Raw genomic sequence first — 13,021 nt, 5'->3', positions numbered from 1 at the left:
CGGGGGCACGCGCGGGGCGGGGGCACGCGCGGGGCGGGGGCACGCGCGGGGCGGGGGCACGCGCGGGGCGGGGGCACGCGCGGAGCGGGGCGTGTCACACCCGTACCAAGGAAAGTGTGGTGGGAATGTCTGTTTCGGTGCAAGAAACTGAAGTGGGAGCGGTCCCACGTTCACCAGGCGTTTCTCCACAGAGTACGGCGTGGCAGAATTTCGGTGCCAGTTTCCGAAAGTTGCAGCCGAGCCAGGTCGGCGGTAAGGAGCACCCCCGTGGCCGTTGGCAGGGGCAGAGTGACCATCGCGGCCATCGCGGAAGCCGCGGGCGTGTCCGTTCCCACCGTGTCCCGGGTGCTCAACGGACGGACCGACGTCTCCCCCGCGACCCGCGAGCTGATCGAGCGGCTGCTACGAGAGCACGATTACCGGCCCCGCAACTCTCGGCATACCGGGCGGGCTCGGCTGGTCGACCTGGTCTTCGATGACCTGGACAGCCCGTGGGCCCTGGAGCTGGTCCGGGGCGTCGAGGACGTGACGCATGCCGCCGGGGTCGGCACCGTGGTGTCGCAGGTGCACCGGCGCAGCAGCGCCACCCGCCAGTGGCTGCAGAACCTGCGGGCCCGCGCCTCCGACGGCGTCATCTTCGTGACCTCCGACGTGGCGGAGCCGGTGCACAGCGAGCTGCACCGGCTCAAGGTCCCGGTGGTGATCATCGATCCGGCCGGCGGGGTTGCGGCGGACGTGCCGACCATCGGGGCGACGAACTGGTCGGGTGGCCGCACCGCCACCGATCACCTGTTGGAGCTGGGTCATCGGCGGATCGGTTTCGTCGGCGGCCCGCGCAACCTGTTGTGCAGCCGCGCCCGTCTGGACGGTTACCGGTCGGCGATGGAGGCCGCCGGGGTGCGGGTCGACGAGGAGCTGGTCACGGTCGGCGACTTCAAGTACGAGTCCGGTTTCGAGACCGGTTCCCGCCTGCTCGACCTGCCCGGCCCGCCGACCGCGATCTTCGCCTCCAGCGATCTGATGGCGCTCGGCGTGTGCGAGGCGGCCCGGCGGCGCGGCCTGCGGGTCCCCGACCAGCTCAGTGTGGTCGGTTTCGACGACCTGCCGGAGTCGCGGTGGGCGTCGCCGCCGCTGACGACGGTGCGCCAGCCGCTGGCCGAGATGGGGGCGCTCGCCGCGCGTACCATCCTGCGGCTGTCGCGCGGCGAGACCATCGAGAACCCGCGGGTCGAGCTGGTCACCAAGCTGATGGTGCGGGAGAGCACCAGGCCCCGCCCGCTGGACTCCGACGTGCCGCGGCCGGGCCCGGGCGGCGCCTGACCTCCACCATGACCGGCTGGTTCCGGTTGCTGTCTGGAGCGTGTCGAGACAGCAACCGGAACCAGCCGGAGGTAGTGACCGCAGCCCACGGCCGAGCCTGAGCCGCAGCCAGCCGAGCCTGGGCGGCAGCCGACCGAGCGTGAGCAGCCCACGGCCGGGCCTGGGCAGCAGCCGGCCGAGCCTGGACGGCACCCGGCTGAGTTCGGGCGCCGCCCAGGGACCGATCACCTCACTTGCTGAAGCCGGCGGTCAGACCGCTGAGCAGTTGACGGCGGCCGAGCACGTAGAGGGTGAGGATCGGCAGCGCCGTCAGCACGACCGACGCCAGCACCGCGGGGATGTTGACGCTGTACTGTCCCTGGAACTCCCAGAGCGCGAGCGGCAGGGTGCGCTGTTCGGGGCTCTGGGTGAGGATCAGCGGCAGCACGAAACCGTTCCACACGGTCAGGCCCTGGTAGATGGTGACCGTCACCAGCGCGGGCCGGGTGAGCGGGAAGGCGAGCCGCCACAGGGTGCCCCACTCGGTCGCGCCGTCCATCCGCATCGATTCGAAGAGTTCCTTGGGCACGTCGCGGATGAAGTTGCCGAGCACCAGCACGGACAGCGGGATGGCGAACGCCAGCGAGGGCATGATGATCGCCCCGAGGGTGTCGTACATCTGGATCTTGATGATGATCAGGTAGATCGGGATGATCACGGCCTGCAGCGGGATCGCCAGGCCCATCAGGAACAGCCCGTTCACCCCGCGCAGGAAGCGACTGTTGGCACCGCCCCGGATGAAGGCGTACGCCGCCATGAACGAGAACAGCACCGCCGGGCCGACCGAGCCGACGGTGACGATCACGCTGTTGATGAAGTACTGGACGAAGTCGCTCTCCAGCACGAACCGGTAGTTCTCCAGCGTGGGATCGGTGGGCGGGGCGAGCGGGTTGGTGGCGTAGTAGTCGCTCTGCAGCTTCAGGCTGGTGATGATGATCCAGTACAGCGGGACCACCACGATCCCCAGCCAGAGCCAGCCGGCGAGCCCGCCGAGGACGTTCCACTGCCGCGGGTTGAACCGGCGCCTCGCCTTCGGAGGGGCCGCGTGCTTCCCGGCCGGCGGCGACGTCCGGCTGTCCAGCATCGTCGTCACCTCAGGCTCCTTCCATCTGGCTGTCGGCCTGGTCGCGCCCGCCGAGCCGGCGCAGTCCCAGAGCGAGGGCGAGACCGCACAGCACCAGGATCACCGCGATGGCGCTGGCCGGGCCCATCAGGTTGGATCGGAAGCCACGCTGGTACATGTCGACGGCGAGCGCGCGGGTGGCGTCGCCCGGACCGCCGGCGGTGAGCACCCAGATCAGGTCGAAGAAGGTCAGCGACCCGACCACCATCAGCGTCGACGAGGTGATGATGGTGTATTTGAGCTGCGGCAGGGTGATGCTGAAGAACTGGCGGATCTTTCCCGCGCCGTCGATCTGGGCGGCCTCGTACATGCTCGCCGGGATCTGCCGGACCCCGCCCTGGTAGATCAGCGAGTGGAACGGGATGAACTGCCAGGACACCACGAACACCACCACGCCGAGCGCGAGGGTGCCGTTGCCGAGCCAGTCCTGCTGCAGGAACTCGAGACCGAGGCCGGCGCCGAGACCGAAGTTCGGGTCCAGCAGCGCCTTGTAGGTGATCGAGATGGCGGCCTGGCTGAGCAGCAGCGGGATGAAGTACAGCACCGCGAGGACGGCACGGTAGCGGTGCTGGGCGGCGAGGAACACGCCGAGCAGGATCGAGATCGGCGTCTGCACCAGCCAGGAGACCGCCATGATCAGGAAGGTGACCCAGAGCGCGTGCGGCAGGCCCGGATCGGTGAGCACCGAACGCCAGCTGTCCAGGCCGGTGAACGGGATCTCCTCGGTCTGGCCACTCCACGAGGTGAAGCTGAGCACCAGGACGCCGACCAGCGGCACCAGGCCGAACAGCGTGAAGGAGAGCAGCGCCGGCCAGGCCATCCAGGAGACGGACCCGCTCCCCCCGGCGCTCGAGGCGCTGGGGGGAGCGGTCCGCACTACGGGCGGAGCGATGGTCATTTCCCGATGACCGCGTTCATGTTGTCGGCGAACTGCTGCGGCGTGACGTCCAGAGTGAACAGCTTGGCGATGTTGCTCAGCAGGGCCTCGGCGGCGGTCGGGCTGAGCGCCTGGTCCCAGGACTGGCCGAAGTTCTTGGCCTTGCTCGACACGTCGTAGATGAACTTCAGGAAGTCGGCGTCCGGCGAGGCGCTGAGCTTGGACTCGGCGTCCTTGACGATCGGCACGCCACCGGTGCCGATCCAGTCCTTCTGCTCGGTCTCGTCGAAGAGGCTCTTGAAGAAGTTCTTCGCGATGTCCTTCTGCTCGGCCGTGGCCTTGGAGGAGATCGACAGGAACTGGCCGGCGTTGCCGTACGTGTCGTCGGGGTTGCCCTTCCCGCCTTCCACCGCCGGGAAGTTCATGTACCCGAGCTTGCCGTCCTTGATGAAGTTGCCGCCCTCGGCCTGGATGATGCCGTACGACCAGCTGCCGTGCAGCATCATGGCGGCCTTGCCGCGGTAGAGCAGCGCCTGGTCGGCGTTGGAGTCCGCGGTGATCGAGGAGAAGCCCTTGACGAACCCGTTCGCCTTGACCAGATCCTGGGTCTTGGTGAGCGCGTCGATGGCGGCCGGGTTACTCCAGGCCTTCGGGTCCTTGCCCTCGTAGATGGTGTTGAAGACCTCGGTGCCGCCGATGCGGTCGAAGAGCAGCTCGAGCCACATCATGTTGGTCCAGCGGGACTGGCCGCCGAGCGAGAACGGCGCGACGCCCTTGGCGTTGAGCTGGGGCACCAGCGCCATGATCTCGTTCCACGAGGTCGGCGGCTTCAGGCCGGTCTTCTCGAAGACCTCCTTGTTGTACAGCAGGATGATCGGCTGCACCGTCTCGGACGGCATCGCGTAGATCTTGCCGTCGATGGTGGCCGGGCCGAAGGACGCCGGGAAGAGCCGGTCCTTGACCGCCGCGTTCTGCGCGAAGAAGTCGGTCAGGTCCTCGACCTGGCCGGCGTCGACGTACTGCTTCAGGCCGCCGCCGCCCCAGCCCCAGATGATCGACGGGCCCTGGCCGGCGCCCATCGCCGTCTTGAGCTTGTCCTTGTAGGCGTCGTTCTGGAACGTGGTGATCTTGACCTTGCCGTTCGGGTTGGCGGCGTTGAACCGCTCGACCGCCCCGGTCCGGGGCTTCTCACCGGGCGGGCCGCTGAGGAACCAGTAGGAGGCCTCGCCCGCGCCGGCCTTGCCGGGGTCGGACGGGCCGGAACTGCCACACGCGGCGAGCGCGGCACCGGCAGCGGTGCCCGCGGTAAGGGTCAGAAAATTCCTGCGCTTCACACTGATCTCCGTTTTCGAAGCAGAAAGGCGTCGAGAGCGAACCGAAAGTTTCGAGTTACAGCTGCAAATTAACGCGAGGTTTCGTTAACGTATGGTTTCGCCGTGACGAGTGTCAAGACTCTTGCCTGAACCGTTCCAGTAGCGCAAGAGTTGGACCCGCCGGTGGCCGCGTCACCGTCCGGCGCGGTCCACCGGCCCCCGATCAGGGGGCACCGAAACTTCCGGAGGTTTTCGTTGACTGGACAACCCTGGCAGGACTCCACCTTGCCGGTCGCCGAACGGGTCGAGGCCCTGCTCGCCGCGATGACCCTCGAGGAGAAGGTGGGCCAGCTCGGCAGCCGCTGGCTCGGCAAGGACAAGGGTGCCACCGGCCCGGCCGGACCGGAACCCGAGGACGGCCACCAGGTCGCCCCGATGGAGAGCGACTTCGCCGCCGGGCCCGCCCTCGAGGACGCCAGCCGGGACGGCCTCGGCCACCTCACCCGGGTCTATGGAAGCTACCCGCTCACCGTCGCCGAGGGCGCCGCCGAGGTGGTCCGCCAGCAGCAGATCGTGATGGCGTCGTCGCGGCTCGGCCTGCCGGCGATCGTGCACGAGGAGTGCCTGACCGGATTCACCGCGCACGGCGCCACCGTCTATCCGGCCGCCATCAACTGGGGCGCCACCTTCGACCCGGAGCTGATCGAGCGGATGGCCGCCGCGATCGGCCGCGACATGGCCGCCCTCGGCGTGCACCAGGGCCTGTCGCCGGTGCTGGACGTGGTCCGCGATTACCGGTGGGGCCGGGTCGAGGAGTCCATCGGCGAGGATCCGTACCTGGTCGGCACGATCGGCGCGGCGTACGTGCGGGGGCTGCAGAGCGCCGGGGTGATCGCCACCCTCAAGCACTTCGCGGGGTACTCCGCCTCCCGCGCCGCCCGCAACCACGGTCCGGTCTCGATGGGCCGCCGCGAGCTGCTCGACGTGATCCTGCCGCCGTTCGAGGCCGCGCTGCGCGAGGGCGGCGCCCGGTCGGTGATGAACTCGTACTCGGAGATCGACGGGGTGCCGGCCGGCGCCGACGAGTGGCTGTTCACCGAGCTGCTGCGCGACGAGTGGGGCTTCACCGGCACGGTCGTCTCGGACTACTGGGCGATCCCGTTCCTGGCCGGCAACCACCGCGTCGCCGCCGACAACGGCGACGCCGGGGCGCTCGCGCTGGCCGCCGGCATCGACGTGGAGCTGCCGGACACCGTCGGCTACGGCGCCGAGCTGGTCGACCGGGTCCGCCGCGGCGAGGTCGCCGAGGAGCTGGTCGACCGCGCGGCCCGCCGCCTGCTCACCCAGAAGGCCGAGCTGGGCCTGCTCGACGCGGACTGGACGCCGGAGTCCTCGGTGACCGGCGCCGAGACCGTCGTGCTGGACTCCCCCGCCAACCGGGACCTGGCCCGGGATCTCGCCGAACGCTCGATCGTGCTGCTCGACCCGGGAACCGCGCTGCCGCTGGCCGGGACCGGCCGGATCGCGGTGACCGGTCCGTGCGCCGATGACGCGAGCACGTTCCTGGGCTGCTATGCCTTCCCCAACCACGTGCTGCCCCGCTACCCCGGCGTGAAACCGGAGATCGAGCTGCCCACCGCGGTCGAGGCGCTGCGCGCCGAGCTTCCGGGCACCGAGATCGTGTACGAGGCCGGCTGCGCCGTCGACGGTGGCGACCGCTCCGGATTCGCCGCCGCGGTGGCCGCCGCCGAGTCCGCCGACGTGACGCTGGCCTTCGTCGGTGACCTGGCCGGCCTGTTCGGCAAGGGCACCTCCGGCGAGGGCTGCGACGCCGCCGGCCTGCGTCTGCCGGGCGTCCAGGCGGACCTGGTCGAGGCGCTGCTGGCGACCGGGCGGCCGGTGGTCGTGGTGGTGGTCTCCGGCCGGCCGTACGCGCTGGGCGAGTTCGCCGGCCGGGCCGCCGCGCTGGTGCAGGCGTTCATGCCCGGCGAGGAGGGCGGCCCGGCGATCGCCGGGGTGCTGTCCGGCCGGGTTCAGCCCAGCGGTCGGCTGCCGGTGCAGATCCCCCGGCACCCCGGTGGCCAGCCCGGCACCTACCTGCAGCCGCGGCTCGGCGCCGAGCACCTCGGCACCAGCAGCCTCGACCCGACACCGCTGTTCGCGTTCGGCCACGGCCGGTCGTACACCACGTTCGCGGTGGACGATCTGCGGATCCCGGCCACCCGGGTGCCGACCGACGGCGAGTTCACCGTCACCGTGCGGGTCTCCAACACCGGCGACCGCGACGGGGCCGAGGTGGTGCAGCTCTACCTGTCCGACCCGGTCGCCACGGTCACCCGTCCGGTGATTCAGCTGGCCGGGTTCCAGCGGGTGGAGCTGGCCGCGGGCGCCGCCGCGGACGTCACGTTCCGGGTGCACACCGACCGGACCGCGTTCACCGGCCGCGACCTGCGGCGCATCGTCGAGCCCGGTGAGCTGCGGGTTCTCGTCGGCACGTCGGCCGCCGACCTGCCCTGCGCGGGCGTCGTCGAGCTGACCGGGCCGGTCCGGCGGGCCGGTGCGGACCGCGTGCTGTCGACGCCCGTGGAGGTGCGCCAGGCTGATTCGTGACGGCCCGCCGAGCACTAGGCTGACGACGTGCCCCCACGCATCAACGACGACGAGCGGCTACGCCGTCTTGAAGCGGTCACCGACGAGACGCTGTCCCGGCTCGGCGCGTCGGACCTGCTGGACGAGCTGCTCGACCGGGTGCGTGACCTGCTCGACGTGGACACCGCCGCGATCCTGCTGCTCGACGTGCACGCGCGGCAGCTCGTGGCGACCGCGGCGAAGGGGCTCGAGGAGGAGGTGCGGGCCGGGTTCCGGGTGTCGGTGGGCCGCGGTTTCGCCGGGCGGATCGCGGCGTCCCGCCAGCCGGTGCGGATCATCGACGTGACCCCGGGCGACGTGGTCAGCCCGATGCTGCGGGAGAAGAACCTGCGGTCGCTGCTCGGGGTGCCGATCCTGGCCGGCCGGGACGTCGTCGGCGTGCTGCACGTGGGCTCGCGGACCCGGCGCGAGTTCGGCGACGACGACATCCGGCTGCTGCAACTGGTCGCCGACCGGGCCGCCGTCGCCGGGCGGATCCGGTCTGCCAAGCTGGACCAGGCGGCCGCGCTGGCATTGCAGCGCAGCCTGCTGCCGGCCCGGCTGCCCGGGGTCGCCGGGCTCGACATGGCCGCCCGCTACGTGCCCGGGCACTCCTCCGGCGTCGGCGGCGACTGGTACGACGTGTTCGAGCTGCCGTCCGGCTGGATCGGCGTGGTGATCGGCGACGTGTCCGGGCACGGGCTGGCCTCGGCCGTGGTGATGGGGCGGATCCGCAGCGCCCTGCGGGCGTACGCGCTGATCTGCGACGGCCCGGCCGAAGCGCTCAGCCTGCTGGACCGCAAGGTGCAGCATTTCGAGGCGGGCAGCCTGACCACCGCCCTCTACGCGATGATCAGCCCGGAACGGGACCGGGCGGTGGTGTCCGCGGCCGGGCATCTGCGCCCGGTGCTGGCGGCGCCGGGCGGCCGGGCCGCGCTCGCCGAGGTTCCGGTGGACCCGCCCCTCGGCGTGGTGAACCCGGCCCGGGGCCGGCGCGCCACCACCGTTCCCCTCGAACCCGGCGCGGTGATGTTCTGCTACACCGACGGTCTCGTGGAGCGGCGCGGCGAGGTGATCGACGTGGGCCTCACGCGGCTGATCGGTCTCGTCCGGGCCGAGCCGGCCGAGGCGGTCTGCGCCACGGTCATGACCGAGGCGGCCGACGAGTCCCCGACCGACGACGTGGCTGTTCTCGCCGTTCGCCGCCGCGGGTGAGGACCGATGTGTCACCGTTCGATGGCAGGTTCGTTTCCGGTCCCGGGTCTGTACGGAAATATTCCTCAGAACTCTTGTTCACAACGGATTCAACGGAAAAGATGGGGCCGAATTCGCTGATACCACAGCTGGAGGCCGGATGAGTGCGAAGACGGTACTGCACAACCTCATCGGGGGCGAGGCCGTCGCGCCCGCCGAGGGGCGGTACGAGGACCTCATCGACCCGTCCACCGGCGAGGTGTTCGCCTCCGCCCCGGTGTCCGGCCCCGAGGACGTCGACCGGGCCATGCGGGCCGCCTCCGGCGCGTTCGAGCAGTGGCGCGGCACGACTCCCGGTGAACGGCAGCGCGCGCTGCTCAAGTTCGCCGACGCGATCGAGGCCCGCGCGGACGAGCTGGTCGCCGCCGAGTCGCGGAACACCGGCAAGCCGCTCGGCCTGACCGCCAGCGAGGAGCTGCCGCCGGCCATCGACCACCTGCGCTTCTTCGCCGGCGCCGCCCGGGTGCTGGAGGGCCGCTCCGCCGGGCAGTACATGAACGGTTTCGAGAGCTACGTGCGGCGCGAGCCGATCGGCGTCTGCGCCCAGGTCACTCCGTGGAACTACCCGCTGCTGATGGCGATGTGGAAGATCGCCCCGGCACTGGCGGCGGGCAACGCCGTGGTGCTCAAGCCGTCCGACACCACCCCGGTGACGAGCGTGCTGCTGGCCGAGATCGCCGCCGAGTTCCTGCCGGCCGGCCTGTTCAACGTGGTCCTCGGCGACCGGGACACCGGCCGCGCCCTGGTCACCCACCGGACCCCGCGGATGGTGTCGATCACCGGCTCGGTGCGGGCCGGCATGGAGGTGGCCGGCAGCGCCGCCGCCGACCTCAAACGCACCCACCTGGAGCTGGGCGGCAAGGCGCCGGTCGTGGTGTTCGACGACGCCGACGTCGAGGCGGCCGCGGCGGCGATCGCCGAGGCCGGCTACTTCAACGCCGGCCAGGACTGCACCGCCGCGACCCGTGTGCTGGTCGCCGCCGGCGTCCACGACGACTTCGTGGCCGCCCTCGCCGCGCAGGCCAGGCAGATCAAGACCGGCGCCCCGGACCAGGAGGACGTGCTCTACGGCCCGGTCAACAACGCCGGCCAGCTGGCGCGGGTCGCCGGGTTCGTCGACCGGCTCCCCGGCCACGCGATCGTGCATGCCGGTGGCAACCGGGTCGGCGACCGCGGGTTCTTCTACGCCCCGACGGTCGTCTCCGGGCTCCGGCAGGACGACGAGATCATCCAGAACGAGGTCTTCGGCCCGGTCATCACGGTGCAGCGGTTCGGCGACGAGGACGAGGCGGTCTCCTACGCCAACGGCGTCGAGTACGCCCTCGCGTCCAGTGTGTGGACGAGGGACCACGGCCGGGCGATGCGGATGACGCAGCGCCTCGACTTCGGCTGCGTGTGGGTCAACTGCCACATCCCCCTGGTCGCGGAGATGCCGCACGGCGGCTTCAAGCATTCCGGGCACGGCAAGGACCTGTCGATGTACGGGTTCGAGGACTACACCCGGATCAAGCACGTCATGCACAACGTGGGGGCCTGATGAACTCGGGTGAACTGCACCAGCGTCGGCTCGCGGCCGTCGCCAAGGGTGTCGGCTCGGTGGTCGACTCCTATGTCGACCACGCCGCCGGTGGAACCATCACCGACGTCGACGGCCGGGAGTGGATCGACTTCGCCTCCGGCATCGCGGTCACCACCGTCGGCAACAGCGCGCCGAAGGTGGTCGAGGCGGTCCGCGCGCAGGCCGAGCGGTTCACCCACACCTGTTTCATGGTGGCGCCCTACGAGTCGTACGTGGCCGTCTGCGAGCAGTTGATCGCCCTGACCCCGGGCACGTTCGCGAAGCGGGCCGCGCTGTTCAACTCCGGCGCCGAGGCGGTGGAGAACGCCGTCAAGATCGCCCGGCACGCGACCGGACGGCCCGCCGTCGTGGTGTTCGACCACGCCTACCACGGCAGGACGAACCTGACGATGGCGCTGACCGCCAAGAACATGCCGTACAAGCACCGGTTCGGCCCGTTCGCCCCGGAGGTGTACCGGGCGCCGATGTCGTACCCGCTGCGCGACGGCGGCCTGTCCGGCGCCGAGGCGGCCCGCCGGGCGATCGACGTGATCGAGAAGCAGGTCGGCGGATCCAACGTGGCGGCCGTGCTGATCGAGCCGATCCAGGGCGAGGGCGGTTTCGTGGTACCCGCGCAGGGTTTCCTCCCGGCGATCGCGGCGTGGGCGAAGGCGAACGGGGCGGTGTTCGTCGCCGACGAGATCCAGACCGGTTTCGCCCGGACCGGCCGGTGGTTCGCCTCCGAGGACGAGGGCCTGGAACCGGATCTGATCACCACCGCCAAGGGGATGGGCGGCGGCCTGCCGATCGCCGCGGTCACCGGGCGGGCCGAGCTGATGGACGCGGTGCACGCCGGGGGGCTCGGTGGCACGTACGGCGGCAACCCGATCGCCTGCGCGGCCGCCCTGGCCGCGATCGAGACGATGCGCGAGTTGGACCTCTGCCGGGAGGCGCTGCGGATCGAGGCGAGGATCAAGGGGGCGCTGCGGGACGCCGGGCCCGGGATCGCCGAGGTACGCGGCCGCGGCGCGATGATCGCCGCCGAAATGGTGCTGACCGACGGCGAGCCGGATCCGACCCGTGCCGCCGCGGTGTCGAAGGCCTGTCACGACGCCGGTCTGCTCACGCTGACCTGCGGAACCTACGGCAACGTGCTGCGGTTCCTGCCGCCGCTGGTGATCTCCGACGAGGACCTGGACCGCGGCCTCGCCATCCTTCTGCGCGCGTTGCGCACCTGACGGGCGACCCCTTTGCCTACGACAATCGTGACAGGGAAGAATCGCGCCGTGACGGACGTGACCCTGGACGACACCAATAAGTTGATCATCGAGCACCTTCAGCGTGACGGGCGGATGTCGTACGCGACGCTCGCCAAGACCATCGGCCTGTCCGAGGCCGCCGTCCGGCAGCGCGTGCAGCGGTTGCTGGACAACGGTTTGATGCAGATCGTCGCGGTCACCGACCCGCTCACGCTGGGCTTCGCCCGGCAGGCGATGGTCGGCCTGCGGGTGAACGGGGACCTGCGGGCGATCGCCGACAAGATCGCCGAGATCCCGGAGGTGGATTACGTGGTGATCTGTGCGGGCCGTTACGACCTGCTGGTCGAGCTGGTCTGCACCGATGACGAGCACCTGCTCGACATCCTCAACGAGAAGCTGCGGGCCATCCATGGCGTCAGCGAGACCGACACCTTCATGTACCTGCGGCTGGCCAAACAGACCTACGCCTGGGGAACACGGTAGGACATGCACAGCCCGTCCTTCTGGCTCGACTCCCTCGGACCGGTCCAGAAGCGCCCGCCGCTGCCCGGCGATCTCGCGGCCGACGTGGCCGTCGCCGGCGGCGGGTACACCGGCCTCTGGACCGCCTACTACCTGGCCAAGGCCGATCCGGGCAGGAGGATCGTCGTCCTGGACGCGGAGTACTGCGGGTTCGGCGCGTCCGGCCGCGACGGCGGCTGGGCCTCCGGCCTCTTCCCGGTCCCCGAGGCCAGGCTCGCCAGCACTGCGCGGCGCTGCATCCGGCCAAGCTGGTCCGTGGGCTGGCCGCGACGGTCGAGCGCCTCGGCGTGACCGTCCACGAGGGAACCCGGGTCGAGCGGATCAGAAGCGGGGAGATCACCACCGATCGGGGTACGGTCCGGGCCGGCACCGTGATCCGCGCCCTCGAGGGTTACACCGCCGAACTGGCCGGGCACCGCCGGGACCTCGCCCCGATCTACTCCCTGATGATCGTCACCGAGCCGCTCGCCGAGGATTTCCGGCAGCGGGTGGGGCTGGCCCGGCGGGAGACGTTCACCGACGAGCGGCGCCTGGTGATCTACGGGCAGCGGACCGCCGACGACCGGCTCGCGTTCGGCGGGCGCGGGGCGCCGTACCACTTCGGCTCCCGCATCCGCCCCGAGCACGACCGGGTGCCCGCGGTGTTCGAGGCGCTGCGTCGCACCGTCACCGAACTGTTCGGGATCAACCCGCTGATCGCCTACCAGTGGGGTGGGCCGCTCAGCGTCCCGCGCGACTGGATGCCGTCGGTCGGGCTGCGCGACGGGATCGGCTGGGCCGGGGGCTACGTGGGCGACGGGGTGGCGGCGGCCAACCTCGCCGGGCGTACCCTCGCGGATCCGATCCTGGGCCGTGACAGTGACCTGACCGCCCTGCCCTGGGTGGGGCACCGCTCCCGCCGGTGGGAACCGGAGCCGGCCCGCTGGCTCGGCATCAACGTGGGCCTGCGCGCCACCGCCCTGCTGGACGCCCTCGACCGCCGCCGCCCCACCTGACCGCCGCGGGTGGATTCCGGCGCGGACAGCGGCGGGGATCGGCACGCCGGGGGTCAGGGCGGCACGCCGGGGGTCAGGGCGGCACGCCGGGGGTCAGGGCGGCACGCCGGGGGTCAGGGCGGCACGCCGGGGG

The 13,021-nt window shown here is 71.1% G+C and carries 11 protein-coding genes; 8 read left to right on the top strand and 3 right to left on the bottom strand.

The genetic code is table 11. The features are described from left to right. The first annotated feature begins 267 nt into the window (after positions 1 to 267). Positions 268 to 1,320, top strand: a complete 1,053-nt coding sequence (locus tag Aut01nite_RS25040) for a LacI family DNA-binding transcriptional regulator (protein WP_052163179.1) — start codon at positions 268 to 270, stop codon at positions 1,318 to 1,320. 229 nt (positions 1,321 to 1,549) lie between these two features. Here the strand turns inward: Aut01nite_RS25040 and Aut01nite_RS25035 are convergent, their stop codons facing one another. From Aut01nite_RS25035 to Aut01nite_RS25025, 3 genes are all read right to left on the bottom strand, one after another. Further along, entirely contained in the window at positions 1,550 to 2,443 is an 894-nt protein-coding gene (locus Aut01nite_RS25035; protein ID WP_052163206.1) for a carbohydrate ABC transporter permease, read from the bottom strand. Positions 2,444 to 2,453: 10 nt separating this feature from the next. Further along, a complete protein-coding gene (locus Aut01nite_RS25030) occupies positions 2,454 to 3,302 on the bottom strand; it encodes a carbohydrate ABC transporter permease (RefSeq protein WP_052163178.1) in 849 nt (282 codons plus the stop codon). A gap of 74 nt (positions 3,303 to 3,376) precedes the next feature. Then, positions 3,377 to 4,693, bottom strand: coding sequence for an extracellular solute-binding protein (locus Aut01nite_RS25025; RefSeq protein WP_201775424.1), 1,317 nt, complete (start codon positions 4,691 to 4,693; stop codon positions 3,377 to 3,379). Between the two features lie 234 nt (positions 4,694 to 4,927). On the opposite strand from Aut01nite_RS25025, the gene Aut01nite_RS25020 reads away from it, so the two are divergent. The 7 genes from Aut01nite_RS25020 to Aut01nite_RS24995 all read left to right on the top strand — a co-directional run bounded on the left by Aut01nite_RS25020 (position 4,928) and on the right by Aut01nite_RS24995 (position 12,888). Beyond that, a complete protein-coding gene (locus Aut01nite_RS25020) occupies positions 4,928 to 7,282 on the top strand; it encodes a glycoside hydrolase family 3 N-terminal domain-containing protein (RefSeq protein ID WP_043522394.1) in 2,355 nt (784 codons plus the stop codon). Between the two features lie 27 nt (positions 7,283 to 7,309). Next, complete coding sequence (locus tag Aut01nite_RS25015) at positions 7,310 to 8,515, top strand: PP2C family protein-serine/threonine phosphatase (RefSeq protein ID WP_043522393.1); 1,206 nt, start codon at positions 7,310 to 7,312, stop codon at positions 8,513 to 8,515. A 139-nt stretch (positions 8,516 to 8,654) separates the two neighbouring features. Next, complete coding sequence (locus Aut01nite_RS25010) at positions 8,655 to 10,091, top strand: gamma-aminobutyraldehyde dehydrogenase (protein WP_043522392.1); 1,437 nt, start codon at positions 8,655 to 8,657, stop codon at positions 10,089 to 10,091. Then, positions 10,088 to 11,350 carry a 4-aminobutyrate--2-oxoglutarate transaminase gene (gabT, locus tag Aut01nite_RS25005; RefSeq protein ID WP_152628484.1) on the top strand — a complete coding sequence of 421 codons (1,263 nt, stop codon included), beginning with the start codon at positions 10,088 to 10,090 and terminating at the stop codon, positions 11,348 to 11,350. The genes Aut01nite_RS25010 and gabT overlap by 4 nt, the downstream gene beginning before the upstream one ends. 48 nt (positions 11,351 to 11,398) lie before the next feature. Continuing rightward, positions 11,399 to 11,854 carry an Lrp/AsnC family transcriptional regulator gene (locus Aut01nite_RS25000; protein WP_236642506.1) on the top strand — a complete coding sequence of 152 codons (456 nt, stop codon included), beginning with the start codon at positions 11,399 to 11,401 and terminating at the stop codon, positions 11,852 to 11,854. Between the two features lie 3 nt (positions 11,855 to 11,857). Beyond that, entirely contained in the window at positions 11,858 to 12,184 is a 327-nt protein-coding gene (locus Aut01nite_RS43720; protein WP_236642505.1) for an FAD-dependent oxidoreductase, read from the top strand. Beyond that, positions 12,181 to 12,888 (top strand): NAD(P)/FAD-dependent oxidoreductase, encoded by a 708-nt coding sequence (locus Aut01nite_RS24995; protein WP_236642504.1) that lies wholly within the window; start codon positions 12,181 to 12,183, stop codon positions 12,886 to 12,888. Before Aut01nite_RS43720 ends, Aut01nite_RS24995 begins: the two co-directional genes overlap by 4 nt. Positions 12,889 to 13,021: the final 133 nt, after the last annotated feature.

Origin of the sequence: Actinoplanes utahensis, from assembly GCF_016862455.1 — a bacterium.
GTDB lineage: Bacteria > Actinomycetota > Actinomycetes > Mycobacteriales > Micromonosporaceae > Actinoplanes > Actinoplanes utahensis.
This window is presented reverse-complemented; position numbering and strand designations above follow the sequence as displayed.